At 62.0% G+C, this 26429-nt stretch carries 24 protein-coding genes; 15 read left to right on the top strand and 9 right to left on the bottom strand.

What is annotated here, in order from left to right; translation table 11 throughout:
- Positions 1-1032, top strand: coding sequence for a Gfo/Idh/MocA family oxidoreductase (locus tag QEH68_RS03835; RefSeq protein ID WP_280626616.1), 1032 nt, complete (start codon positions 1-3; stop codon positions 1030-1032).
- Positions 1025-1495, top strand: coding sequence for a heme-degrading domain-containing protein (locus QEH68_RS03830; RefSeq protein WP_280626614.1), 471 nt, complete (start codon positions 1025-1027; stop codon positions 1493-1495). The genes QEH68_RS03835 and QEH68_RS03830 overlap by 8 nt, the downstream gene beginning before the upstream one ends.
- A gap of 19 nt (positions 1496-1514) precedes the next feature.
- Here the strand turns inward: QEH68_RS03830 and QEH68_RS03825 are convergent, their stop codons facing one another.
- Genes QEH68_RS03825 through QEH68_RS03810 form a run of 4 tightly spaced genes read right to left on the bottom strand, consistent with a single transcriptional unit; the run spans position 1515 to position 5851 of the window.
- On the bottom strand, positions 1515-2576 hold the full coding sequence (locus QEH68_RS03825) for an NAD(P)-dependent alcohol dehydrogenase (protein ID WP_280626612.1): 1062 nt from the start codon (positions 2574-2576) through the stop codon (positions 1515-1517).
- Positions 2577-2598: 22 nt separating this feature from the next.
- Entirely contained in the window at positions 2599-3513 is a 915-nt protein-coding gene (locus tag QEH68_RS03820; protein WP_280626610.1) for a carbohydrate ABC transporter permease, read from the bottom strand.
- Positions 3510-4478 carry a sugar ABC transporter permease gene (locus tag QEH68_RS03815; protein ID WP_280626608.1) on the bottom strand — a complete coding sequence of 323 codons (969 nt, stop codon included), beginning with the start codon at positions 4476-4478 and terminating at the stop codon, positions 3510-3512. The genes QEH68_RS03820 and QEH68_RS03815 overlap by 4 nt, the downstream gene beginning before the upstream one ends.
- 20 nt (positions 4479-4498) lie before the next feature.
- Positions 4499-5851 (bottom strand): sugar ABC transporter substrate-binding protein, encoded by a 1353-nt coding sequence (locus QEH68_RS03810; RefSeq protein ID WP_280626606.1) that lies wholly within the window; start codon positions 5849-5851, stop codon positions 4499-4501.
- A 205-nt stretch (positions 5852-6056) separates the two neighbouring features.
- On the opposite strand from QEH68_RS03810, the gene QEH68_RS03805 reads away from it, so the two are divergent.
- Positions 6057-6986, top strand: a complete 930-nt coding sequence (locus QEH68_RS03805; protein WP_280626603.1) for an AraC family transcriptional regulator — start codon at positions 6057-6059, stop codon at positions 6984-6986.
- Between the two features lie 50 nt (positions 6987-7036).
- On the opposite strand, the gene QEH68_RS03800 is transcribed toward QEH68_RS03805, so the two are convergent.
- Complete coding sequence (locus QEH68_RS03800; RefSeq protein ID WP_207596212.1) at positions 7037-7705, bottom strand: response regulator; 669 nt, start codon at positions 7703-7705, stop codon at positions 7037-7039.
- A complete protein-coding gene (locus QEH68_RS03795) occupies positions 7702-9300 on the bottom strand; it encodes a sensor histidine kinase (RefSeq protein ID WP_280627966.1) in 1599 nt (532 codons plus the stop codon). Before QEH68_RS03795 ends, QEH68_RS03800 begins: the two co-directional genes overlap by 4 nt.
- A 274-nt stretch (positions 9301-9574) precedes the next feature.
- Between QEH68_RS03795 and QEH68_RS03790 the strand changes: the two genes are divergently transcribed.
- From QEH68_RS03790 to QEH68_RS03775, 4 genes are read left to right on the top strand one after another with little or no spacing between them, the layout of a single operon-like run.
- The gene (locus tag QEH68_RS03790) at positions 9575-10582 is read left to right on the top strand and encodes a tripartite tricarboxylate transporter substrate-binding protein (protein WP_089593660.1); all 1008 of its coding nucleotides are present in this window, start codon (positions 9575-9577) and stop codon (positions 10580-10582) included.
- A complete protein-coding gene (locus tag QEH68_RS03785) occupies positions 10579-11082 on the top strand; it encodes a tripartite tricarboxylate transporter TctB family protein (RefSeq protein WP_207596211.1) in 504 nt (167 codons plus the stop codon). Before QEH68_RS03790 ends, QEH68_RS03785 begins: the two co-directional genes overlap by 4 nt.
- A complete protein-coding gene (locus tag QEH68_RS03780) occupies positions 11082-12671 on the top strand; it encodes a tripartite tricarboxylate transporter permease (RefSeq protein WP_280626594.1) in 1590 nt (529 codons plus the stop codon). The genes QEH68_RS03785 and QEH68_RS03780 overlap by 1 nt, the downstream gene beginning before the upstream one ends.
- On the top strand, positions 12668-13060 hold the full coding sequence (locus tag QEH68_RS03775; protein ID WP_207596209.1) for a universal stress protein: 393 nt from the start codon (positions 12668-12670) through the stop codon (positions 13058-13060). The genes QEH68_RS03780 and QEH68_RS03775 overlap by 4 nt, the downstream gene beginning before the upstream one ends.
- An 80-nt stretch (positions 13061-13140) precedes the next feature.
- Here the strand turns inward: QEH68_RS03775 and QEH68_RS03770 are convergent, their stop codons facing one another.
- The 3 genes from QEH68_RS03770 to QEH68_RS03760 all read right to left on the bottom strand — a co-directional run bounded on the left by QEH68_RS03770 (position 13141) and on the right by QEH68_RS03760 (position 17228).
- On the bottom strand, positions 13141-15726 hold the full coding sequence (locus tag QEH68_RS03770; protein ID WP_280626591.1) for a GH32 C-terminal domain-containing protein: 2586 nt from the start codon (positions 15724-15726) through the stop codon (positions 13141-13143).
- Positions 15727-15758: 32 nt separating this feature from the next.
- Positions 15759-16964 (bottom strand): NosD domain-containing protein, encoded by a 1206-nt coding sequence (locus QEH68_RS03765; RefSeq protein ID WP_089593656.1) that lies wholly within the window; start codon positions 16962-16964, stop codon positions 15759-15761.
- A gap of 72 nt (positions 16965-17036) precedes the next feature.
- Complete coding sequence (locus QEH68_RS03760) at positions 17037-17228, bottom strand: hypothetical protein (RefSeq protein WP_280626588.1); 192 nt, start codon at positions 17226-17228, stop codon at positions 17037-17039.
- A gap of 320 nt (positions 17229-17548) precedes the next feature.
- Between QEH68_RS03760 and QEH68_RS03755 the strand changes: the two genes are divergently transcribed.
- The 8 genes from QEH68_RS03755 to QEH68_RS03720 all read left to right on the top strand — a co-directional run bounded on the left by QEH68_RS03755 (position 17549) and on the right by QEH68_RS03720 (position 26428).
- On the top strand, positions 17549-18835 hold the full coding sequence (locus QEH68_RS03755; protein WP_280626587.1) for a sugar ABC transporter substrate-binding protein: 1287 nt from the start codon (positions 17549-17551) through the stop codon (positions 18833-18835).
- Positions 18836-18914: 79 nt separating this feature from the next.
- Positions 18915-19802, top strand: coding sequence for a sugar ABC transporter permease (locus QEH68_RS03750; RefSeq protein ID WP_105692744.1), 888 nt, complete (start codon positions 18915-18917; stop codon positions 19800-19802).
- Between the two features lie 65 nt (positions 19803-19867).
- A complete protein-coding gene (locus QEH68_RS03745; RefSeq protein ID WP_089597158.1) occupies positions 19868-20731 on the top strand; it encodes a carbohydrate ABC transporter permease in 864 nt (287 codons plus the stop codon).
- A gap of 97 nt (positions 20732-20828) precedes the next feature.
- Positions 20829-21869: a LacI family DNA-binding transcriptional regulator gene (locus QEH68_RS03740; protein WP_280626584.1), complete on the top strand. Its 1041-nt coding sequence runs from the start codon at positions 20829-20831 to the stop codon at positions 21867-21869.
- Positions 21870-21910: 41 nt separating this feature from the next.
- A complete protein-coding gene (locus QEH68_RS03735; protein ID WP_280626582.1) occupies positions 21911-23470 on the top strand; it encodes a glycoside hydrolase family 32 protein in 1560 nt (519 codons plus the stop codon).
- 12 nt (positions 23471-23482) lie between these two features.
- Positions 23483-24424: a carbohydrate kinase gene (locus tag QEH68_RS03730; protein WP_280626580.1), complete on the top strand. Its 942-nt coding sequence runs from the start codon at positions 23483-23485 to the stop codon at positions 24422-24424.
- Positions 24425-24464: 40 nt separating this feature from the next.
- Positions 24465-25820, top strand: coding sequence for a NosD domain-containing protein (locus QEH68_RS03725; RefSeq protein ID WP_280626579.1), 1356 nt, complete (start codon positions 24465-24467; stop codon positions 25818-25820).
- Between the two features lie 77 nt (positions 25821-25897).
- Positions 25898-26428 (top strand): GNAT family N-acetyltransferase, encoded by a 531-nt coding sequence (locus tag QEH68_RS03720; protein WP_207596208.1) that lies wholly within the window; start codon positions 25898-25900, stop codon positions 26426-26428.
- The last annotated feature ends 1 nt before the right edge of the window (position 26429 follow it).

The following is a 26429-nucleotide window of genomic DNA, read 5'->3' as shown; positions in this document are numbered from 1 at the left end:
GTGACCCTCAGCAACGGCACCTCCGATGGAACAATCCGCTGGGGAATCCTCGGCACAGGATTCATCGCAGGGCTCCAGACCAAGGACTTGAAGGAGAATGGTTTCACGGTGCAAGCCGTGGGATCGCGCTCGTTGGAATCGAGTGAGTCGTTCGCTGAGGAGTACGGCGTGGCCACTGCGCACGGCAGTTATGAGGATCTGGTAGCGGACCCGTTGGTTGACGTGGTCTATGTGGCCACGCCACACCCTTTCCACCACGCGAATGCCCTGCTGGCACTCAACGCTGGAAAGCATGTCCTGGTGGAGAAGGCGTTCACCATGAACGCCCGCGAGGCGCAGGACATTGTTGACCTCGCGGAATCCAAGGGGCTCGTTGCCTTGGAGGCCATGTGGACGCGGTTCCTGCCGCACATGATCCGTCTGCGCGACATCATCGCTGCAGGCACTATCGGTGAGGTACGCAAGGTGGTGGCCAGCCACAACCAAAGCCTCCCCAAGGATCCAGCCCACCGGCTGAACGATCCCGCACTGGGCGGCGGAGCGCTCCTGGACCTGGGCATTTACCCGATCTCCTTCGCGTTCGACATCCTGGGCACGCCTGCGTCAATTAAGGCAAGTGCCTCCATGTCGGCAACGGGCGTCGACCGCCAAACGGCAGCGATCTTCGAATACGCCAGTGGTGCCCAGGCGATGGTGGATTGCGAACTCGACGCCGCCAGCGCCAACCGTGCCATGGTCATCGGCAGCGAAGGGTGGATCGACATCGAGCACACCTGGTACAACCCGGTTCCGTTCACTGTTCATGCCGTGGATGGCACTGTCGTGGAGCGCTACGACCACCCCGTGGACAGCCGGGGCATGCAGTACCAGGCAGCAGAACTCGAACGCCTGATCCGCGCCGGCGAGACTGCCGGGACCATCTTGCCGCCAGCCGAGACCGTGGCCATCATGGCCGCCATGGACGAAATCCGGAAGCAGATCGGGCTTCGCTACGAGTCCGATTCCGTTCTGGAAGGAACAACTAATGACTGATTCACCGCGCCTCGCTGAACTCCGCCAGCAGGAAGATGAGCTGGTCTTCGCTTCGTTCGACCACCACGACGCATGGCGGCTCGGGTCGCTGATCGCCAACCATGCCATCGCTTCCGATCTTGGCGTTGCAATCGACATCCGTCGGCACAACCTCGTCCTCTTCCGCTGTGTCCTGCCCGGTACCACCGCCGACCAGGAAGAGTGGATCCGACGCAAGTCTGCTGCCGTGCTGCGGTTTGAGCACAGCACCGCGTTGTTGGGTGAACAGTTTGCCGAACGCAACCCCCTTGGCGGCGGGTGGCTGGCACCGGAGGACTACACGTTGGACGGCGGTTCTTTCCCCATCCGTGTCCGAGGCGCCGGCGTCATCGGCGCGATTACGGTGTCCGGGTTGTCTTCGGACGAGGACCACCAGATGGTGGTGGACGGAATCCGGAGCTACTTGAAGACGGTGGGGGCTTAGGAGCGGATGCTCCACAGGTTCATCGTCCCGGGTACACCACGGCCTTGAGCTGGCCGGGCTGCTTACCGGCTTTGAGTGCCGCCTCAGACTCAGCGAGGGAGAACTTGCCCGTGACCAGGATGTCTAAATCCACTTTGCCGTCCGCGAGCAGTTGGATGGCAAGGGGCCAGGTGTTGGTGTAGCGGAAGACACCGGAGAGCCAGATCTCCCGGTTCTGGATGAAGGAAACGGGCAGTTCGACCTCATCCGCTCCGAGTCCCACCAGGATCACCCGGCCCGCAGGCCCCACGGCCCTGATCCCGGAACGGACCGCCTGCGGTGCGCCCGAAGCGTCAATGAAGGCATCGACGTCGAGCCCTTCCACGCTGTCCGTCTTCGCGTTCAACGCGTGCGTCGCACCGTGTTCCAAGGCAAAAGCGAGGCGGTCCCCGGCGATGTCCGTGATGTAAATTTCGCTTGCACCGAAGGCCCGTGCGGCTTGCGCGGCGATAATGCCGATGGGGCCTGCCCCGGCGATCAAGACCCGGCTGCCAGGCTTGATTTTTGCACGCTCGCACGCCCAGAGTCCTACCGAGAGAGGTTCGATCAGGGCTGCGGCCTCGTCGCTGACATTGTCCGGGATGTCGTACGCGAAGTCGCTTTGAATGGTGACGTATTCGACAAATGCCCCGTCCACGGGCGGCGTCGCGTAAAACTTCATCTCCGGGCAGAGGTTGTAGCGTCCGCCCTTGCACTGCTTGCAGGTCCGGCAAGGGCGTTGGGGCTCGACGGCGACCCTCGCACCGATGCGAGCGGGGTCCACAGAACTTCCGACGGCGGCAATCCGTCCCGCGAGTTCGTGGCCGAGGATCAGAGGGTGGTCCACCACGTAATCGCCGATCCGGCCATGCTCGTAGTAGTGAACATCGCTTCCGCAAACTCCGACAGCGGAAACCTGCACCAGGACCTGGTCGGCTTCGAGGTGCGGTATGGGGACCGTCGCCATTCTCATCTCCCCCTGCCGTTGCAGGATGGCGGCGCGCATGGTGGCTGGCAGTTCAGGCGGGCCGAGCAGAGGGGTTCGGGTGGTTGAGGTAGTCATGATCGGAATCCTTTGGAGTTGGTTACTTAACCGCGCCGAGCGAGAGACCTTGGACAAGCTTGTCCTGGGCGGCGAAGCCGGCGAACAGTACGGGGAGCGAAATGACGACGGCGGCGGCGCAGACCTTGGCGAGGAAGAGACCTTGGCCTGAGACGAAACCGGTCAGGAAAACAGGTGCGGTTCCGGCGACGACTCCAGTGAGTACCCGCGCCAACAGCAGTTCGTTCCAACTGAAGATGAAGCAGATCAGCGCTGTCGCCGCGATCCCGGGCATTGCTACGGGTGCAATGACTTTGCGGAGCGTGACGATGAGGTTGGCTCCGTCGATCTGCGCTGCTTCCAGCATTTCCACTGGAACCTCGGCGAGGAAGGAGCGCATCATCCATACCGCGATGGGGAGATTCATGGAGGTGTACATCAGGATGAGGAACCAAATGTTGTCCAGAGCGCCTACGGTCCTTGCGAAGAGGTACAACGGAAGGATCGCTGCCACGACGGGCATCATCTTGGTGGACAGGAAGAAGAACATGACGTCGGTCCACTTCTTCACTGGCTTGATGGACAGCGCATAAGCGGCCGGAATGGCAAGGATGAGGACGAGGACCGTTGACAGGATGGAAGCGGTAGCGGAGTTGATCAATGATGGCCACGGGCTGACACCGGATGCTTCCCCGAAGAACTCCTTGTAGGCGTCCAGGGTGAGGTGCGCCGCGATGGAGGGCGGGTTGGTTGCGGCATCGGTTTCGGAGTGGAAGGAGGTCAGGATCATCCACAGGACCGGTGTGGCAAAAAGCAGTGCCAGCAGCCAGGCTGCGATTCCGGCGGCTGTGTTGTTGCGGGTGGGGTCCATCCGGGACTTGCCGCGACGACGGATGCCGGCTGGCGTGCTGGATTTTTCAGGCGTGATGCGGGCTGCGGCAGGACTGAGTGTGCTCATCGTGCTGCCTCCTTCTTGAATAGCGAGAAAACGGTGCGGAGGGCGAAGGTCGCCACAAGGATGGTGCCAATGACAACCACAACGCCGGCCGCGGAGGCAAGCCCGTATTCGTTGGCGAAATAGAACGTCTGGTAGATCGCGTAGGGCAGATTGGCTGTGCCGAGTCCGCCCGCTGTGAGGGTGAAGACTGCGTCGAAGTTCTGCACGATATAGATCGCGCCGAGAAGACCACCAAGCTCCAGATACTGGCGAAGATGGGGCAGGGTCAGGTGCCGGAATATGGCCCACGGCGTTGCACCGTCCATTTGGGCTGCTTCCACGGTGTCCATGGGCCGTGACTGAAGACCGGCGAGCAAGATGAGCATCATGAACGGCGTCCACTGCCACACCAGCGAGATGATGACCGCCATCAGCGGCGCTTGGGACAGCAGGTCCAGCTGCGGAGGAGTGTCGCTGCCGAACAGGGACCAGATCCCGGTCAGGACACCGTTGATCAATCCGTACGTGGGATTGAGCAGTGCGTGCTTCCAGATCAGGGCAGCGGCCACGGGCACCACAAGGAACGGAGCAATCAGCAGCGTCCTTGCCAGCCCGCGTCCGATGAATTTCTTGTCCAGCAGCAGGGCCAGGCCCAGGCCGACGACCAGGCTGGCCAGGACCACGGCAACTGTGAGGAGGATGGTGGTGAAGATTGCTTGGCGGAGGTCGGGATCGGTGAGGACCGTGACGTAGTTCTCGAAGCCGGCGAAACCCGTGGTGCCGGGGCTCAGGCTGTTCCAGTTCAGGAACGAGATGATCAGTGTCACCACGAACGGGAGCTGCGTGACGATGATGAGGAAGATCAGGGCTGGAAGCAGCGGTGCACGCCGCGCCCAGGCCAGTACGCGTTCCCGCGGTGCTTTGTTTCGTGATGGTTTGGCTGTGGCATGTCCCGGGCGGGAGATGCGCGCCGTTGCGGTAGTCATGATGTTCTCCTGCGGTTCGGTTATTGCTTGTTCTTGTACTTGTCGCCGACCTTTTGCGCGGCTTCCTGGCCTTTTGCCAGTGCCTCGGCCACACTCCCTTGACCGGCAATGGCAGAGCTGACGCCTTGGGAGACATTGGTGCCAAGCGCGGCAAACTCGGGGATGCCCACAAACTGGATGCCGACCGCAGGACGTTCCTGGAGGCCAGGGTTCTTAGGGTCTGCATTCTCGATGGCAAAGCGTTCGGCTTCGAAGAACGGCGCCGCGTCCTGGAACTCCGGGTTCTCGTACGTGGAGACGCGCTTACCGGAAGGCACCTTGGACCAGCCGAGCTTGGAGGCCACCAGTTCTTCGTATTCTTTTGAACTTGCCCAGGCTATGAACGCTTCCGCGGAGTCCTTCTTCTTCGACGCCGCCTGCAAGGCCCAAGACCACGTCCACAACCAGCCCGATGATGAGGTTTCCTTCACCGGGGCCTGCGCATAGCCAATCTTGCCCTTCACCGGGGAGGCCTCCGCCTCCAGTGCGCCGGCGGCCGAAGTTGCGTCGTACCACATGGCCACTTTGCTTTGCGTTAGGTTATTCAGGCATTCCGTGAAGCCTGACTGGGCTGCACCGGCCTGACCGTGCTCCCGGACCAGTTTGGCGTAGAACTCCGTGGCTTCCGTGAACTCAGGCGAGGTGACCTTGGCGTTCCAGTCTTTGTCGAACCACGTACCACCAAAGGTGTTGACCACAGTTGTCAGCGGCGCGAAGACCTGCCCCCAACCGGGCTGGCCGCGGAGGCAGATCCCCTTCATCCCGGGTTCTGCCCCGTCCACTTGGGCGGCGAGCTCTGCCACTTCGTCCCAGGTTGGCTTCTCCGGCATGGTCAGGCCCTTGGCCGCGAAAACATCCTTGCGGTACATGAGGAAGGACGATTCACCATAGAAGGGTTCCCCGTAGAGCTTGCCGTCGTCCCCGGTGAGGGAGGCGGTATACGCCGGAAGGATGTCGGCCTGGTTGAACTCCGGGTCCGCGGCTACGTTGTCCAGCGGAGCCAGCCAGCCGTTGGCCGAGTAAAACGGGATCTCATAGTTGGACAATGTGGCCACATCGTACTGTCCGGCCTGGCTGGAGAACTCCTGGCTGATCTTTGCCCGGACGTCATTCTCGGGCAGCACCGTGTAGTTCACCCGAATGCCGGTCTCTCTGGTGAAGTTGTCCGCAGTAAGCCTCTGCAGGTCTTCCATCTGCGGGTTGTTGACCATCAGGACGCTGATGCTGTTCTGGTCACCAGTCCCTATTCCACCCGCTCCGGCACAGGCCGTAGAGGTCAGCGCGATGCACAGGGCGCCGGCGGCAAGGGCTGCCGCACGTGTTTTTGGGCGCATTGAGGACTCCTTCGTTCTTCATGGGGGTGCGCAGTCTCCGCACTCCTACCACTGCGTGGAAGTACAAGACTTGGGCGGGGCATTCGACCGGATATCCGGGTCGCCTCGCTGTGTTCCTCAAGACTAGGCGTGTGGGGTGGGGCACAACTAGCGTCATTGATGACGCATACTGATACTTATTTTCCCGATTTCTCCGGAGGCCCCTATGAGTTCCGCCCCTCCTGGCAACGCTGCGGCCCGCCTGGCCCAACGACTGGTGGGGATGCGCGCCAATCGCGAGGTGATCCCGGAGGATCCGAACCATTCGGTCCGCTGGCACCAACATGACTATCCCAGTCCGGTAGCGCGCTGGAACTATCACCCTGAATACGAGATCCACCTGATCCGAAAGGGCCACGGGAAGTTCATTGTGGGCGACCACATCGGTACGTTCGAGGCCGGCCACGTGACCTTGGTAGGGTCCGGACTCCCCCACGACTGGGTCAGTGATCTCGAACCAGGGGAAAAGCTGGCCAACCGTGACGCCGTGATCCAGTTCGACGGAAAATGGTTGGATCAGGCGGCTGCCCTGGTCCCCGAACTAGCCGAAGTGCGTCCGCTGCTGGAACAGGCTGCACGCGGAATCGAATTCACCGGCACCACAGCCAAAGCGGCAGCATCTTCCATCGAAGCCATGGGCACTTCCACCGGCTTGGTGCGCCTACGCCATTTGCTGGCCTTGTTCGCGACCCTTTGCCAGGCGCCGGATCACGAGCGCACCCACCTCGCCGACGAATGGTTCCGGCCGCAATTGGACGGTCAGGCCCAAGCAGTAGTGGACATCGTCCTGGAGTACGTCTTCAGCAACCACGCCGGAAGTATTTCCATGTCAGAAGCAGCAGCCATGGTGGGAATGGCCGAGCCCACTTTCTCCAAGTACTTCAAACGATCTACGGGCCAAAACTTCACGGACCTTGTCCGCAAGCTGCGGCTGGCGCACGCACGCCGCCTCCTGGAACGCACCGACAAGCCCATCTCGGACATTTGCTACGAGGTGGGATTCAACAATCTGTCCAACTTCAACCGTCGTTTCCTGTCAGACGCGGGGGTGAGCCCCAGCCAGTTCCGAAAGCGCCTACAAGGCCAGCCTCATTGACGAATAAGCACAGCCGGGATATCCACCAGCATTAACACGCACCCTCTGTATCACCGCCCCTTCAGCACATATCGCCTTTCAGGACGTCCGACGCCGTACTTGAGTCGGACGTCCAGCGCCCCCTCGTCGTGGAGGTACTCAAGGTAACGGCGGGCGCTGACGCGTGAGGTCCCCAGTTGCTCGGCAAGCTCAGCAGCGGAAAGGTCACCCGGGGCCGACTTCAGCGCGGACTCAACCAGTTCGAGGGTCTCCACGCTGCACCCTTTGGGCAGCGTCCGCTCGGAAACACCCAGGCCAAAGACCCGATTGACGTCTGACTGTTCGGCCTCCTGTTTCGAAGCATCCAGCCCTTGGTAAGCACTGAGGTAGTGCTCCAGCCGTTCCTGCAGGTCAGCTTGGGAGAACGGCTTGATGAGGTAGTGCACAATCCCGCCACGCAAGGCCTTCCGCACGGTCTCCACTTCGCGGGCCGCGCTGATCACCAGCACGTCCAGGTCGGGAGCGACGTCCCGCAGCTGGTGCATGAGGTCCAAGCCATTGATGTCGGGGAGATGGATGTCCAACAACACAAGGTCGGGCTGGAGCCTTTGCGTCTCCGCCAAGGCCTGGGCACCCGTATGCGCCACGCCCACCACCCCGAACCCTGGGGTCCGTTGAATGAATCCGGCGTGCACCTTGGCCACCATGAAGTCGTCGTCAACAATCAGTACCTTGATCACGGCTTCGCTGCCCCTTCGCTTGAATCTGGCTCGTGCTTTCCGAACCGCGCCGTGAACACGGCTCCGTTGTCGTTGGACACAGTGAGGTCTCCTCCGGAGCGCCGGCAGATCACCCGCGACAGCGCCAAGCCAAATCCCCTCGCATCACCGGGCCCCGGGTCCTTGGTGGAAAAGCCCTGACGAAAGATGTCTTCCGCGGAGCCGGAGGGAACACCCGGTCCGTTGTCCCGGACGGTAACCGTGACACCGTCCGGCGAGTTGACCACCAACACGCGGACCGAAGCCCCGGCACGGCCAGTGACGGCGTCGAACGCGTTGTCCACCAGGTTCCCCACCACGGTGGTGAGGTCGCGCGACAGTTCCTCTTTGACGCGTGGCAGCGCAGAGTCCGGATCCAGTTGCAGTTCCACGCCCCGTTCGGTGGCAAGACTGGCTTTGGCGATGAGGAGGGCGGCGAGCGCAGGGTCCTCGATCCGGCTGGTGACGTCGTCATTGAGCCGGGTGCGGTCCACGGTGGCGCCGTTGACGAACTGGACCACGGAGTCGTATTCGCCGATCTGGATGAGCCCGGAGATGACGTGGAGCTGGTTGGCGAACTCGTGCGCTTGAGCTCTTAGGGTGTCAGTGACGGTGCGGGTGGCGCCGAGTTCGCTCTCCAAAGAGGACAACTCGGTCCGGTCCCTCAGCGTTGTCACCGAACCGATGTCGCGGCCGCGCGAGCGCAGTGCCACGCGGTTCATGACCACCAGCCGCTCCCCCACGAGCACCAGCTGGTCGGGGTCGGACTGTTCACGGGTCAGGACGATCTTCAAGGCCGGGTCGACGTGGAGGGATCGCAGCTTCTTCCCGACGCAATCCGGAGGCAGTCCAAGGAGTTGGCGGGCACTCTGGTTGGCCACCGTGATGCGCTCATGGGGATCCAGGGCCACCACCCCTTCCTTCAGGCCCTGCAGCATCGCTTCCCTGTTTTCAACCAGTCCCGTGATCTCCCGCGGTTCCATGCCAAGGGTTTGCCGTTTGACGCGGCGTGACAACAGGAGGGATCCGGCGACGCCCAGGACGCTGGCAACACCCAGGTAGGTGAGGAGATTGGGCACGGCATCGCCCAGGCGCTCGATGGTGGAGGGGTAGTTCCTGCTGACGGAAGCTACGCCGATCATGATTCCGGCGTCATCCAGGACGGGGACATGGGCGGAAAGTACGGCCCCTCCACCGGTCGGCAGGACGCCGGTCCACGCCCGGCCCTCCATGACCCTGCTTTCACCGAGGGGCAGCGATTGTCCTACCAGGCTGGGATCGGACGAGGCCACCACCGTACCGTCCAGCTTGGCGAGGGCCACGTGGGAAGATCCCGACACGGTGCGGACGGATTCGGCCACGGCGGGAAGGGCGGAACCGGCGCGGGGTTCGGCTGTGGGCAGCAACGCGCGCACGGTGGGGTTGTTGCCCAAAGCCTCGGCCGCGGAAAGTGCCCGGCGACCTTCGGTCCGTTCAAAAACAGCGGCCGATTGGGCGAGTGAAATGGCCACGACGGCCACAAGAACAGCCAGGACAATGAGCAACTGCAGCACAAGGTATTGCCCCGCCAGGGACATTCCTCTTCTTCGAGACAGTCGAGTCACTGCTGGGTTCCTTTGGTGGTGCCAGTGAGCGGGAGGGTGGATTGCAGCTTCCCCCGTGGCGTACCGGAACTATACCCCAGCGGTACGTAAGGCCAGATCAAACGGCCAAAAACCGTGAACGCAATGAACTTAAAGATCACTGCGAACACAAGAGTGATCGTCGTCACGTACACGCCTAGCATCAAAGGAACGGGGCATAACGCTGATCGCCCTGCACCGTATTTTCAATGATGAGAAGAGGAACACCATGCGCCAGATCCGCGCATTGCGAGTCGCCGCCGTCGCCGCCGGCATCGCTCTGATGGCCACCGGCTGCGGTGCCACAGGTAAGTCCACAGGTTCTGAAAGCTCCGGCGCTGCCGCGGGGCCCATCACCGGTCTCCAGATCATGGTCCCCAACACGCCCGGTGGCGGCTACGACACCACCGCCCGGGCAGCCGCCAAGGTACTGGACGACGAGAAGATCTCCACCAACACCGAGGTATTCAACCTTGCCGGCGCCGGCGGAACAGTTGGCTTGGCCCGCATCGTCAATGAAAAGGGCAACGGTGACCTCACCATGCTCATGGGCCTGGGCGTTGTGGGAGCCAGCTACACCAACAAGTCCGAGTCGAAGCTGACCGAGACCACCCCGTTGGCAAAGCTGATCGAGGAACCCGGCGCCATCATGGTGGGCAAGGACTCCCCGTACAAGACCATTGATGATCTGGTGAAGGCCTGGAAGGCCAACCCGGCTTCCATCTCGGTTGGCGGCGGCTCCTCGCCTGGCGGCCCGGACCACCTCCTGCCGATGCAGTTGGCGGGCGCTGTTGGCATCGACGCTACCAAGGTCAACTTTGTGTCGTACGACGGCGGTGGCGACCTTTTGCCCGCCATCCTCGGCAACAAGCTTGGTTTCGCCGCTTCCGGCGCAGGCGAGTACCTGCAGCAGATCAAGTCCGGCGAGATCCGCGTCCTTGCCACCAGTGGCGAGAACCGTTTGGAGGGCGTGGATGCTCCCACGTTGAAAGAGTCCAACATTGACTTGGTCTTCACCAACTGGCGCGGCATTGTGGCCCCTCCGGGCATCAGCGAGGACGACAAGAAATCCTTGATCGCCGCCCTCGAGAAGATGCACGAATCTGCCGGTTGGAAGGAAGCCCTGAAGACCCACAGCTGGACGGACGCTTTTGTCACCGGTGACGAGTTCCAGACCTTCCTGACGGACCAGGACAAGCGCGTTGCGGATGTCCTCACCAAGCTCGGGTTGGCGTGAGCTCCACAGCCACAGGCCTTAAAGGCCGCGCCGAGCTGGGGGTAGCCCTCCTGCTCGGCGCGGTGGGCGTCCTGGTCTTCCTGGATGCGAACGGCCTGGTGACCCCGTACTCCCAGTCGGACCCCGTGGGTCCGAAGACTGTTCCGTTCATTGTTTCCGGGCTGCTGATCATCTGCGCCATCCTCCTTGCCATCAACGTCCTCCGCGGCGGCAAGGGCGAAGCCGAAGGCGGCGAAGACGTTGACCTGGCACACCCCGCCGATTGGAAGACCGTCCTCCCGCTGGCCGGAGCTTTCATCCTGAACATCCTGCTCATCGACTGGGCCGGGTGGGTTATCTCCGGAACGGTCCTCTTCTGGGGCAGCGTGCTGGCACTTGGCAGCCGCCGCTACATCCGGGACGGCCTCATCTCCGTCGCATTGTCACTGCTGACCTTCTACGGCTTCTACCTCGGTTTGGGCATCGCCCTTCCTGCCGGGCTCCTGGAAGGAATCCTCTAATGGACGTCTGGTCCTCCTTGATGGACGGTTTCGCCACCGCCCTGACCCCCATGAACCTCTTGTTCGCCGTGATCGGCGTGCTCCTGGGTACCGCCGTCGGCGTTCTTCCCGGGCTGGGCCCGGCCATGACCGTGGCACTGCTGCTTCCGGTGACCGCAGCCTTGGAACCCACCAGCGCCTTCATCATGTTCGCCGGCATCTACTATGGCGGCATGTTCGGCGGTTCCACCACCTCCATCCTCCTGAATACACCGGGTGAATCGTCGTCAGTGGTGACGGCCATCGAAGGCAACAAAATGGCCAAGGCGGGCAGGGCCGCGCAGGCGCTTGCCACCGCGGCCATCGGTTCGTTCATCGCCGGTACCATCGGCACCGCATTGCTGGCAGTCTTCGCGCCCATTGTGGTGCAGTTCGCCGTGAGTTTGGGCGCTCCGAGCTACTTCGCCATCATGGTCCTCGCCCTGCTGGCCGTCACCGCGGTCCTGGGCTCTTCCAGGCTCCGCGGTTTCGCGTCGCTTGCCCTTGGCCTGGCCATTGGCCTGGTGGGCATCGATTCGGTGACCGGCCAACGCCGCCTGACCTTCGGCCAGCCCTTGCTGGTGGACGGCCTGGACATCGTGGTGGTGGCCGTCGCAATCTTCGCCGTGGGTGAAGCCCTCTGGGTTGCTGCCCACCTGCGCCGCACTCCTTTCCATGTCATTCCCGTTGGCCGTCCGTGGATGGGTAAGAAGGACTGGGGACGTTCCTGGAAGCCCTGGCTTCGCGGCACGGCTTTCGGTTTCCCCTTCGGAGCGCTTCCGGCTGGCGGCGCGGAAATCCCCACGTTCCTCTCCTACGTCACGGAGAAGCGGCTCAGCAAGCACCCGGAAGAATTCGGCAAGGGCGCCATCGAAGGCGTGGCAGGACCCGAGGCGGCCAACAATGCTGCCGCCGCCGGAACCATGACGCCGCTGCTCGCACTCGGCCTCCCCACCAACGCAACAGCCGCCGTCATGCTCGCCGCGTTCACGTCCTACGGCATCCAACCCGGCCCGCAGCTGTTCTCCAGCCAAGGCCCCTTGGTGTGGGCATTGATCGCCAGCCTCTTCATTGGCAACTTCCTGCTCCTGCTCATCAACCTGCCCTTGGCACCCGTCTGGGCCAAGCTTCTGCAGCTTCCCCGCCCCTACCTCTATGCAGGCATCCTGTTCTTCGCCACCTTGGGCGCCTACTCGGTCAACCTGCAGGCCTTCGATCTTGTGATCCTGCTGGTACTTGGCGCACTTGGCTTCATGATGCGGCGCTTCGGGCTTCCGGTCCTGCCGCTGATCCTGGGCGTCATCCTCGGGCCGCGCATCGAAGGGCAGCTTCGTAAGACGTTGCAGCTGAGCGCCGGCGACCCCGCAGGCCTCTTCAGCGAACCGATTGCAATCGTGGTCTACATCATCGTGGCAATCATCTTGGTGTGGCCATTCATCTTCAAGCTCATCCGCCGCAACCGTCCAGTAGCTCCCGCAGGACCGTCCGGGCAGGCGACTCCCGCAGAACCGGAGACGGCAGCTCCCACCGAGTCAACCACCCCGACCCACCAGAAACAGGAGAAACCATGACCATCGTGGTGGGATACGTCCCCACACCAGAAGGCGAAGCAGCACTGACGCAGGCCATCGCCGAGGCCAAGAAGAGCAACGACACCCTCCTGGTTATCAACTCGTCCAAGGGCGACGCCTTGGTGGACAACCGGTACGCCCAGGAACCGGACATCCAGAGCATCGAGGAGCGTCTGGCCGAACAGGGCATCCAGCACATCATCAAGCAGCCGATCCGTGGTCACGATGCCGCTGCCGAAGTCCTGGACGCCGCCGACGAAAACGACGCCGCCCTTATTGTCATCGGCCTTCGCCGCCGCAGCCCCGTAGGCAAGCTCATCATGGGCAGCGTTTCCCAACGGATCCTGCTGGAGGCGGACTGCCCGGTGCTGGCGGTCAAAGCCGACTAGGAGTCCGGTCAGAGGACAGGGAAGCACGACGGCGGCTGGTCACCTAGGTGACCAGCCGCCGTCGTGCCTTTAAACAGGGATTACCACATGGCCCTGGTAAGGGGCGTGACGGTAAGGCTTTCCAGCCGGGCCGTCCCTCCCTCAGAGAACAGGGACAACGAGTTGGCACCCTCTGAAGGAAAGACCTGGTCCGTCAGAGTCACAAGGCCATCCTGCGCAAATACCTCCACGGATGCCCGGTCCACATAGAGCCGCAAGCGGAGTCTGCCATTGATGAGTTGGACGGGGACATCGTCGATCGACGCGAAGGACGGATGGAAGTCCTCGTTTCCGGAGTTGGTCCTGTCAATGAACGCCCGTCCCGAGGCCGTGGTGTAGCCGACTTTGGTTGCCTCCGGGCCGTTGCCCAGCACCTTGAGCCCGAAGGCGGAGGCCGTTCCCGGCGAGAACTCCGCATCGATCTGGACCACGTCCCCCGTGATGGGAAGATTGTTGGTCCCTGGAGCGATGTCCTGCGCCGGCGCGGTAAAGGCGGCAGCCGTGTTTTTCAGTCCGTCCACTTGCGCTACCACTTTTTGGGTTAGCCGGGGACCTTGGCCGGTCTGCGTGAGCTGGACTTCCCGCGGCAGGGCCATGGAGCCCCGCCAGGTGGTTGTTGGCGTGGACTGGCCGTAATCCCAGTTGTTCATCCAGCCCAGCATGATCCGTTTTCCGTCAGGGGCGTTGCTGAAGGAAACCGCAGCGTAGTAGTCCCTGCCCCAGTCCAACCAGTCGTGTTGCTCCAGCCGGTTGATATCCGAGGCCACAAATTCGTCGGCGAGGATGTGACCCCACCCGCCACGGTTGTTGTCCACAATCCGGAGGGTGGCCTGGCTGCCTTTGAGGCCGCTCACGTCCCAGGCTTTCCAGCCCAGGTGTTCGGAATCGGAGCCCGTGGTGCTGCGGACAGCCTGACCGTTGACCATGAGGTTGACCGTGGTTTCACTGCTTCGCGGTTGTGCTGGCTGTGAGCCGAGGACCATGTTGTCCAACGTCAGGTGGCCCCACTGTCCCGCGGCGTTGTCCACGATCCGTAGGCGGGCGATTTGGCCGTAGTACTGGGAGACATCCCAGTTTTTCCAGTTCAGGTCTCCCGAATTGCTGCCGGTGGTGCTGCGGACCGGAACTCCACTCACCAGCAGTTCCACCTGGAGGCTGCCGTCTGTCCGGTTGCCCCCACCCAGCAGAAAACCAATGTTGGTGTTGGTGAGGTAGAACTCCGGTGAGGTGATGGTGCCGACGTTGTTATCGGCGTTGGGGCCGCCCTCGAAGGTATTGATGCGCTTTCCGATTGCGTATTCACCGCCCGCAGTGGAGGGGTTCCTGGCTGCCTCGAAATCGCCGGTCAGTTGCCACCCTGCTGCACTGAGGGTCCCGGGGTAGTCGAAGCCATCGAATAGGAGGTAGCCAGGCGGCGGCGTGTTCCCGGGCTGTTCACCAGCTTGTCGGGGGTGGTTCCCGCCACCGACCAGGAAATTGATGTAATCCTTGGTGACGGTGAAGGGCGCAGATTCCAAGGTGCCGGTGGGTGCATCCCCGCCGGTGAACCCGTTCACGAGCCCGGCGCCGATGGATCCCGTGACAGTTTGCTGCCCTGGGAGCGCTCCGGGAGCGGGGCTGCTTCCCCAAGGACCTCCGGGGTTGGCGGGGTCATTGCCCACGTTCCACCCGCTGTAACTACCGCCATTGAATCCGGCGAGCAGATTTCCCGGTGGTGCCACGCCCAAGGGATCCGTGGTTTCTGACGTGAAGCGCGTCCCGTCAAAACTTCCGACGAAATACTGGCCGCCGCTGCCGCCTGCCACCGCTCCAGGGTTGATGTTGACTGCCAGCACCCATTTGATGTTGTTGGGATTGCCATCCACGGCCAAGGGGAACATGTCCGGGCATTCCCACTGCCCTCCTGTGGCATTGGCTGGTTTGAAGTCATCCAGGTAGGTCCAGTTTTTCAGGTCGGTGCTCTTGTAGAAAAGGACCCGGTGCTCGTTGGCTTCCACGGCTGACATCACCCAGTACGAGCCCGCTGCCCCTTGGTACCAGAAGACCTTGGGATCGCGGAAATCCGTAGTGTTCCTGCTGAGCACGGGATTTCCGGAGTACTTGGTCCAGGTTTGGCCGCTGTCCGTGCTGTAGGCCAGGGACTGCGCCTGTTTCCCGGGGTACAGGGGATGGTTGCCGGTGTAATTGCTGGTATAGACGGCAACCAGTGGCGGGTTCTGGGCTGTTCCGAATCCGCTGGTGTTCTGCGAATCCACCACGATGGAGCCGGAGAAAATGTCTTCTGTTGCCTGCCCGCTGCCGTTGAACGTCTGGGCAATGGCGAGTGGCTGTTCGGTCCAGTGCAGCAGATCCGCCGAGGTGGCGTGGCCCCAGCTCATGTTTCCCCAGGTAGTCCCGTTGGGGTTGTACTGGTAGTAGATGTGGTAGGTGCCGTTGTGGTAGACCAAGCCGTTGGGATCGTTCATCCAATTCTTCAAAGGCGTGTAGTGCAGGTAGGGCCGGTATTGCTGGGTGGCGGGGTCGGGATCGGCAGCCTGCGCCGGTGCCGCAGTCAATCCTGCGGCCAATGAAAGAACGACGGCGGCGATCACTCTGGCGATTGCCGGAACTTTAGTACGTCTGGTCATCATTGACAGACCTTTTCTTCCTCTGCGCTGGATCAGGGAGTAGCCCGGAATGAGTAAGAGCTTGTGAAGTGCACAAATTCACCGGCTCCGCCGCTGTCCATCACTTTGGTCCCGGTAGTGGAACCGTCCAGCACCACGGTGTTCGCAGCCACCGAAGAGACGGTGTTGTTCGCGGCGATGTAGTTGTTGGCACCGGATGCCACCAGGATGATGGTGGGCTTCTGGCCTGAGGGCCTCACAGAACCCGAGGGCACGTCGTAACTGAAGTGGTTGCCGGTGACCGTGTTCCCGCTGCCTGCCAGATGCACCAGGCCGAACAGGTCATCCAGGCCATTGTTGTACGGCTTCAGGGGGTCGAACGGTTCCATCTGCCGCAGGAAATGGTTTGCTCCCACCAGGTTCTCCGTGCAATTGCCCTCGAAATTCACCATGCCTGGGTAGAAAGCATGGAAGCGGTTACTGGTGACAGTGGAGCGGGTGGTGTTCTTGAAGTGGACACTGCTCTTTCCCCGCGGGAAGACGTTGTTGGCACTGACCAGCAGGCCCATATGTCCTTCTGCATAGATGGAGAAACCCACGTAGCCTGCCCCGATCAGGTTGTCCGTGACTTTGGAGGCTTGCCCAGAGCCTGTGAGTTCCACGCAGGAACCGCACTCTGCCAGGAAGTTGCCGCTGACGCTGAGGGCGTCGGTATCCCGGACCACCAGGCCGTGTTCCAGGTACACCATGCCCATGCCTTCCACACGGCAGGAGTCGTTGGCCGAGTCGAACCGAATGCCGGTTTTGCCGTTGATGTAGGAGTTCTGGTTGGAGTTGAAAGAGACGCCGTCCAAGCAGAAGTTCTGGAACACGATCGAGCTAAGCCGCGGGTCTCCGGTGCGGTAGACCCTGAAAGCGTCTGTATTTCCGTCGGTGTTTTCCACGCGGATCCGGCTGCCCCCGGGGTTGATTTCATGCCAGGCGGAGGTGTTGCCGGCGTTGTAGCGGATGCTGCTGGAGGTGAATCCGTGCCCGGATCCACGGATGGTCAAAAAGCTGATGTCCACGTTGACGCGGGTCTTGAGCGAGTAGTCTCCGGGTGGGATGTAGATGACGGCGCCAGGTTTGGATGCTTGATTGCTTTGTTGGGCTTTCACATCGGCGATGATGCTGTTGATGATCACCCCAATATCGTTGTAGGGCGTTGCGGACGGATTCCCGGGGACAGACCAGGTGGTGACGTCGTAGACAGTGGTCACAGCGTTTTCTCCTCACATCGTTGGGGGTACTGCTCGAGTGGCCTTGCGGTGGTGCTGGTGGTGCCGTGGCTTCTAGAGCACACCGATGATGCCCCGGTGCCCTGGCGCTGCCTGGGCACCTCCCGTAGCAGGCACCTGCTGCGCCGGGCCTTTCGCCATGGCTTCCTTTGCTGACAGCACGACGGCGGTGCCGGCAACTGCCGCTGCTGGAATCAGCCGAAGGATGCTCCTTCGGCTGAGGTATGGGGATGGAGTTGGATTCATGGTTCTCCTTTGAACTCGATGGTGACTTGGCGGACCGGCAGCCCTGCGGCCCGGAACGGATCAGGGCTGGGAGGTTTGCCAAAAAATGCCAAATCAGCCAAAATGTGCCAAAACGATTTGTCGGCTGGCGCGGCTCACTTTATGATCAAGTCGCCTCTGGCGTCAAGGGGCCTGAAATCTTTCGCGGAAGCCATTGACAGAACTCGTTCGACAGTCCTAATGTCAATGCCAAGTCGTTTTGGCAAAACGATTTTCCAAGCCAACAGCACTCCCCTTCATCTCTCTGCAATTTCCGTTCAAGAGAAAGTGAGTCGACAGCGATGTCCACTCGAAACACCATCTCCAAGCTCGTCACCCTCGGCGGGCTGTGCACCGCCGTCGCACTCGCTGCCACCGGTTGTGGCGCAGGCGGCCCGGCACCATCCTCCGGCGGCTCCGCCGGCTCCAGCTCCATCAACGTCCTGGTCGAAGCCGGTGGTCACGCCGAACTCACAGGTGTGGCCGAGCAGTGCAAGAAGGACACTGGAGTCGAAGCGAACTTTGTGGAGCTCCCCTACGACGGCATGTTCAACCGCCTGTCCAGCGAGTTCTCCTCGGGCAACGTGTCCTTTGACGTCGCGGCTTTGGACTCCGTCTGGCTGCCGAGCTTCAAGGACGCCGTCCAAACCATCGATGAGCTGTTCACAGACGACGTCAAGAAGGACATTTTCCCCGCGCTCGTCAAGGAAGCAAACGTGGATGGCCACTTCATCGGCTTGCCGGCGTGGACCAACGCCGAGATCATCCTGTACCGCAAAGACCTCTTCGAAGACGCCAAGAACAAGGCCGATTTCCAGGCAAAGTACGGGTACGAACTCGCCGCGCCGACCACGTGGAAGCAGTACCAGGACATTTCCGAGTTCTTCACCAAGGACGGCATGTACGGCACGGACGTGAAGGGCGCCGTGGAAACAGAATGGCTGGCCCACGTGCTCCAGGCCGGCTCCCCCATGGTGCTGGACCAAGACAACAACGTGGTCATCGACAACGCGGCCCACAAGGAAGCCCTCGACTTCTATGTGAGCCTGGCCAAATCTGCCCCCACCGGTGCCGCACAGGTTGACTGGGCCGCGGCACAGAACCTGTTCAACCAGGGCAAGACAGCCATGACCCGCTTCTGGGCCCATGCCTACCGCCAGATCCCTGCTGATGCTCCCGTGGCAGGAAAAGTAGGCGCCGCAGCGATGATCGGCGGCAGCGCCGGCGTCGCAGGCGTTCCGGGCCCTTGGTACCTGTCCGTTCCCAAGGCAACCAAGAACACGGAAGCCGCCAAGAAGTTCGTCAAATGTGCTTATGACTACAACAGCATGGGCATCGACTCCAAGCTCGGCCTGGCTTCGCGCATCAGCGCGTTTGAGAAATACCAGGACCAGCCTGGCTACGAAAGCTTCAAGCCGCTGATTGAAACTCTCAACGCTCCGGCAACGGCCACCCGGCCGGCAACCGCCAAGTGGCAGCAGATCGTTGACACCGTCCTGATCCCGTTGCTGCAGAAGGCCGTGGCCGGGGGAGACACCTCGGCGCTCCTGGCCGATGCCAAGAAGCAGGTCCAGGACCTCCTGAAGTAAAACTCCGCGGCCGGCACCGGCCCGCGCACAGCGCGAAAGACAGTGCCGGCCGCGGTCCCAACCAGCAGAAAAGAAAACCGTGCGTATCTCCGATCGCCGCTTCGCCCTCTACCTGATGACGCCCGCGGCACTGTTCCTGGCCGTATTCGTGGCCTATCCCCTCTTCCGCCTGGTGGCTGACAGCTTCTTCAAGATCTCCCCCATCGCCGGCGGCCCCCGTGACTTTGTGGGTTTCCAAAACTACGTCACCGCGTTCACCTCCGAAGCCTTCACCAGCGCCGGATGGCGGACCCTTGCCTACACCCTGGTGGTGGTGACGCTCGAGTTCGCACTCGGCTTGGGCATGGCCCTGCTGTTCACCACCTTGGGGAAGAAATCCCAAATCTGGCGGACCGTCTTCCTCTACCCCCTGATGATTGCGCCGATCGTGGCAGGCCTGCTGTGGAAGTTCCTGATGATCGATAACTTCGGCCTCATCGGCACACTCCTCCACCAAGCCGGCATCCTGTCCGATCCCAACCAGATCGGCTGGCTGTCCGACCCCAACATCGTGTTGTTCTCAGTGGCCATTCCGGACATCTGGCTCACCACCTCCTTCATGTGCCTGGTGCTCTTCGCGGGCCTCCAGAACATCCCGGGCGATCTGATCGAGGCCGCCCGCCTTGATGGGGCACGGGCTCCAGCACTCCTCTTCCGGATCATCCTTCCGCTGCTGCGTCCAGTCATCGCAGTTGCGCTGGTGGTTCGCGGCATTGACGCAGCAAGGGCCTTCGACACCATCCTCATCCAGACCAACGGCGGACCGCAGTCGGCCTCGGAAACCATGAGCCTGTTGATCTACCGGACCATGATCCGCTTCGGCGATCCCGGGCTCGCCAGTGCCATGGGCACCATCTACCTCCTCGCAATGCTTGCCATTGCCTTCGTTGCAGTGGCCACCATCTGGCGGCCTGGAAAGGACAACTGATGAGCAACGCGAGCCTAGCCACCAAAGCCAGCCCGCCTGCGTCGGACATTTCCGAACCTCAGCCGATGCGCAAACGGCGGGGGGTCAACCGTGAAGGCCTCGAAGCCGGCAAGCGGAGCACCCGCACCATCCTCTGGATCCTGCTGGCGGTGGCCATGGTGCTGTACGGCTTCCCGTTCCTGTACTTGCTGTTCACGTCGTTCAAGACGCCGATCGACACCATCGCTGTTCCGCCCACCATCCTGCCGCGCGAGTGGACGCTGGAGAACTACACCAACGCCCTGGGCCGCAGCGGGGTCGTGGCGTCCTTCATCAACAGCATCCAAACGGCTGTTATCAGCACTGTGTTGTCACTGGTCCTGGCCGTTCCAGCCGCTTATGGCATCACGCGCTACAAGACACCCAGCGGCCAGGTGTTCATCATGGCTGCCCTGGTCACCCGCATGGTCCCGCCGGTAGCAATCGGCATCCCGCTGGCGTCCATGATGTCCTCGGTGGGCTTGGCGGATACCCCCATAGCCCTTTCCATTGCACACACCACCATCTCGCTTCCGCTGTCCATCTGGCTGATGTCCAGCTTCTTCGAGTCGGTCCCCCGGGATCTGGAAGAAGCCGCAACCGTGGATGGTTGCAGCAGGCTTGGAGCCCTGTGGCGGGTGGTGATCCCGGTAGTGTCCGGCGGTATCGCGGTCACGGCGATCTTCGCGTTCCTGGCTTCTTGGAACGAGTTCCTGTTCGCCCTCCTGATGACAGCCATCCGGTCCCAGACCACGCCCGTGGTGATTGCGAACTTCCAAACGCAGTTCGGCCTGGACTGGGGATCCATGACGGCCCTCGCCGCCGTCTACTCGATCCCGGTCATCCTGCTGACGCTGCTGCTGCAGCGCAAAATCGTGGCGGGCATGACGCTGGGCGCTGTGAAGGGCTGATCATCAAGTCCAGTACTCAAGGGCCAGTGCCACCATCAACGAGTAGCCTACTGATAGCCCCCAAGGGCATCACCAACCATAAGGACGTGGGAGTCGGATGAGCAACAAGAACATCGGTATCAAGGACGTAGCCGTCGCCGCCGGCGTGTCCGTCACCACGGTGTCCCATGTCCTCAACGAGGTGTCCTACGCCCGGATCAGCAGCGAAACCAGGGACAAAGTCAAGACCGCGGCAGAGGAACTCGGCTATGGCCCCAACCGCCTGGCCCAGGCCCTTCGCACGCAGAGGACCGGCATGCTGGGGTTGGTGAGCGAGGAAATCGCCACCACTCCCCACGCCGGCCGGATCATTCTGGGCGCTGATGAGGCCGCCAAGGCCCGGGGCTACAACCTCATGATCATCAACACTCCGGGTTCGGCCAGCCTCGAATCGAGGCAAGCCGACGTCCAGGCCCTCCTGGAACGTCGCGTGGACGGAATTCTTTATGCCACCATGTACCACCGCAACGTGGAACTCCCGGACAACCTGGGCAGCGTCCCATCCGTGCTGGTGGACTCCGTCGCTATCGGCGGCAACATCACGGCTGTGGTCCCGGACGAGGACGGAGGCGCCCGCGCTGCTGTTGGGGCACTCCTCGAAGCCGGCCACACCCGGATAGCTTTCCTCAACAACACCGACGACGTCCCCGCAACCCGCCAGCGGCTTCAGGCCTTCCGGGCCATGCTGAACGAAGCAGGGCTCGACGGCGATGCGGCACCTGTGGAGTCCGAGATCTCCGAGGTGCAAGGCGGCTACGAGGCGGCCAAACGGATCCTCTCACGGAAAGACCGGCCCACAGGCCTGTTTTGCTACAACGACCGTATGGCCATGGGTGCCTACCGGGCGGCCGCAGAGCTGGGCCTGAGCATCCCGGCAGACCTTTCAGTAGTTGGCTTTGACGACCAGGAACTCATCGCCGCCAACCTCTACCCCGGCCTCACCACTGTGGCCCTCCCCCACTACGAGATGGGTGCCTGGGCCACTGAACACCTCATTGACGCCATTGAGGGCAAGGACGACCTCTCCTTGATGGCGCTCCACCCAACCATCCTGGGTTGCCCCCTGGTCAGCCGTGACTCCGTCGCAGCTCCCCGGTAACCCCAACAAGCCACTCCAACGTCCCAAAAGGAACGCACCACATGTCCAGTAGCCTTGATGCCGCACGCCCGGAAACAGCCCCGGCCGTAACTCCCCGATTCCGGCCTGCCATCCATTTCACGGCAAGGGACACCTGGCTGAACGATCCCAACGGCTTGGTTTTCCACGACGGTTTGTATCACCTCTTCTTCCAGAACAACCCTTACGGCAACGTTTGGGGGAACATGTCCTGGGGCCACGCCACCTCCACGGATCTCCTGCAGTGGACGGAGCATCCTGTCGCCATTGCCGGCGATGAGAAAGAGGACATCTTCTCCGGAAGCGTGGTGGTGGACCACGGCAACACCTCCGGTTTCGGCACCGTCGAGTCACCGGCATTGGTGGCTGTGTACACCAGCGCCTTCAAGGCCGGGACCGTGCACAGCGGAACGCAGGCCCAGTCCCTGGCGTACAGCACCGATGGCGGAATGACATGGCGCAAATACGCTCAGAACCCTGTGGTGACCAGGAATTCCGAGCACTTCCGCGATCCGAAAGTGTTCCGTTACCAAGGCGGGGAGGGTTCCTATTGGGTGATGGTCGCCGTCGAAGCGCAGCAGCAGAAGGTGGTTCTCTACCGTTCCGACGACCTCAAACGCTGGGCAATCCTGAGCGACTTTGGCCCTGCGAACGCCGACGCCGGCGAATGGGAATGCCCCGATCTCTTCCCCTTGGCGGTGGACGGGGATCCGCAGAACATCAAATGGGTCCTGATCGTCAACGTCAACCCGGGTGCGGTGGCGGGCGGTTCAGGCGGACAGTACTTTGTGGGACAGTTCGACGGCGTCCGCTTCGTTCCGGACGCCGGTTCTGTGGTGGCTCCTGCCGGTATCTCGTCAATCGGAGATTCTGATGAGGCCGCTGCGGCCCTGCAGCGCTGCCTGTGGCTGGACTGGGGGCGCGACTGCTACGCCTCCGTGTCCTTCAGCAACACCCCGGATGGCCGGCGGGTCATCATGGGTTGGATGAATAACTGGGACTACGCCAACCAGTTGCCCACAGCACCGTGGCGGTCCTCCATGACTCTTGCCCGAGAGGTCGTGCTGAGTTCGGCGAGTGGCGCCGCCCGGCTGGTCCAGCGGCCCATCCTGGGAGATCTGAAACAAGATCTGGCCAAGACCGGCAGCTTCACGTTGGGCCCCACGGCCTTCCGGTTGCCGGATGCAAGGCCGGATACCGCTCAAGTGATCGAGGCCGAAATCGTGCCGGGAACCGCTGAGCGCGTTGATCTGCGGCTTCTCGCGAGCTCCGACAGGAGCCAGGGCACTGTCCTGAGCTACACAACAAGCAACGGCCGCATCACCCTTGACCGCACCCGGTCAGGAGACACCACGTTCCACGAAAAGTTCGCGTCGGCCGAATCAGCGCCCGCTGCATTGGAGGACGGCATCCTCAAGCTGCTCATCGTCGTGGACCAGAGCTCAGTGGAAGTCTTTGCCCAGGACGGCAAGGTGGTCCTGACCGACCTCGTTTTCCCGGACGCCAGGAGCCAGGAGAACTGGTTGACCGCCGAGGGCGGTACGGCAACGGTTCTGAAGCTCACGGTTTCGTCACACGTTTAAGGAGAAGCAGGAATGAACAACGTACACGGAACCCGCTCAGGCGCGGGCGCCGACGTCGTAGTTGTCGGTGAAGCTCTGATCGATATAGTCGTTTCGTCACGGGGCACCGTTGAGCACCCGGGAGGATCGCCCGCCAACGTTGCCTACGGCCTCGGCCGGCTCAACGTGCCAACCGCCCTGTTGACGTCCATCGGAGACGACCACCACGGTGCTGCCATTGAGCGGCATTTGGCGAGCGCCGGCGTCGAACTCCTGACAACTGCCGGGAGGCCCGACCGGACCGCTACGGCCACCGCCACCCTGGCGTCGGACGGTTCAGCCCACTACGACTTCGACATCCAATGGGAGCTTCCCGCAATTGCCCCCGTGACTGTGCCGAAAATCCTGCACACCGGATCAATCGCCACCTTCCTGGAACCTGGAGCATCCGCCGTGCGGGAACTCCTTGAACAGGTGCATCAGCGATGCGTGGTCACCTACGATCCCAACGTCCGCCCTGCCCTGCTGGGCAGCCAGACCGAGGCAAAGACCATTTTCGAGGGCCTCATCCCCCTCATCGAGGTGGTCAAACTCAGCGACGAGGACGCGCGGTGGCTCTACCCGGGCTGGTCGCTCGAAGACACTTCACAGCGCATATTGGACCTTGGGGCCGGGCTTGTTGTGGTCACCAAGGGCTCCGATGGATCCATGCTTTCGACCCCCGGCACGCGGCTGTTGGTTCCATCCTTGAAGTCCACCGTGGTGGACACCATTGGCGCCGGAGACTCGTACATGTCCGCCCTGATCTACGGGCTTCTCCTGACCGGGGCGGTCGGCTTACCGCAGGAAGCCCTGGAATCGTTGGGACGAAGGGCCACTAAGGCCGCGGCAATCACAGTGCGGCGCGCAGGCGCCACCCCACCGACGTCGGACGAACTGCTGGCTGACTTGGTTGAACACCAACCTGCCATCTGACTACGCCCAAACAACCCACCACATCAAGGGAACTCAAGCCATGTCCAGCAAGAACTACTACGACGTGACCAACTGGCCCATCGGCAACCCGGTCGAGGACGTCGGCGAGGTCATCAACAGCATCATCGCTGACATCAAGGAACGGCAGAACGCCTCAGCCGTGAACGACGGCGGAAAGCCTGGAGCGGTGATCTACCTGCCGCCGGGTGACTACCGCCTGCGCACTCAGGTTTTGATAGACATCAGCTTCCTCAGGATCCAAGGCTCGGGCCACGGGTTCACGTCCTCAAGCATCCGGTTCAACGTCCCCGAAGACGAATGGCCCGATCTGCACGAACTGTGGCCGGGCGGGAGCCGCGTCCTGGTGGACCTGCTCCCGGCTGGCGAGGGCACTGACCCGTCCAACGCTGTCCCGTCCCAGGGAGCTGCCTTCCTTGTTGAGCGTGCGGGCCGTCCCCGGATCAGTTCGGTGGAGTTTGCCAACTTCTGCATCGATGGGCTCCATTTCGCTCCGGACGGCTCGGACCTGCCCGCGGAAAACAGCTATGTGAATGGCAAGACCGGTATTCATGTCTCCAGTGCCAACGATTCCTTCCGCGTCAATGAGATGGGCTTTATCTACCTGGAACACGCCCTGACCATCCACAACGCGGACGCGCTGTCCATCCACAACAACTTCATCGCGGAATGTGGAAGCTGCATCGAGCTGCGTGGCTGGGGACAGGCGTCCAAAATCACCGACAACCTGATCGGTGCCGGTTTCAAGGGTCATTCCATCTACGCGGAAAACCACGGCGGGCTCCTTGTCACCGCCAACAACGTCTTTCCAAGAGGGGCCAGCAGCGTCCACTTCAACGGCGTAACCCGTTCAAGCGTCACGAACAACCGACTGCATTCCTTCTACGCCGGCATGGTTGTCCTGGACGGGAACAGCTCGGAAAACCTCGTGGCTACCAATCATTTCCTCCGTGACCACGAGCCCTGGACACCTTTCCTCGGGATCGACAACGGGCTGGATGACCTGCACGGAGTCCTGAGTGTCAGCGGCAGCAACAACTCCGTCATCGGCAACCACTTCTCCCAGATCATCGATTCGGTGAGCATCCGTCCGGAAGGCGCGACGCCGGTCATCATCCGTTTGCGCGAAGGGGCAGGGAATTTCGTGTCCAACAACCACGTCGTTGCAATGAACGTGCACGCCACCGCCAGCGACGATTGCTTCGAAGCACAAGTAGATGCCCTGCTGACAACAGATGCAGCTAATGCCCTCGCCGTGACGGCTGTCCTGGTTGATCCCGAATCAACACGCAACACCATCCTCGATTCGGGCAGTGAACCGCAAGTACTTGCGGACAGGGCAACCAACGCCATCCGCTCCACCCCCACTGTGGGTTAGGGGTTTTCGTACAGCTAATGCCCTTAAGATTCGTTCTTAGGGGCATTAGCTGTCCAAGAAACTTCCAAGGGGGCCACGTGACTGAAACCATCCGCACCGCAACAACGCACGACGCCGGGAAGCTGGCTGAGCTTGCGGCCGCCACCTTCCCGCTGGCGTGCCCGCCGGGGTCGTCACCGGCTGATATCCAAGCCCACCTCGAAAAGACGCTCAGCGAGGCCAACTTCGAGGATTACCTCGCCGACGCCAACATCACCATCATGGTGCTCGACGACGACGGGCAGCTCCTGGGGTACACCATGCTCATCGCCAAGCCGGCCACCGACCCTGACGTCGCCTCTGTGCTGTCCGCCCTCCCCTCCACGGAGCTGAGCAAGTGCTACGTCCACCCCGACCACCACGGCAAGGGCGCCGCATCACAACTCATCAAAGCTTCCCTGGCCGATGCGGCGGATAAGGGCGCATCAGGGGTGTGGCTGGGTGTCAACAGCGAGAATGCCAAAGCCATCCGTTTCTACGAGAAGAGCGGGTTCCAGCGCGTCGGCACCAAGTCCTTCACACTCGGGACCGCGGTGGAACACGACTTCGTCATGGAGCACGAACTCTAGG

It is taken from the genome of Paenarthrobacter sp. OM7 (assembly GCF_029873575.1).
GTDB lineage: Bacteria > Actinomycetota > Actinomycetes > Actinomycetales > Micrococcaceae > Arthrobacter.
The sequence above is the reverse complement of the archived record's forward strand: the minus strand, read 5'-3'. Positions and strand labels throughout refer to the sequence as shown.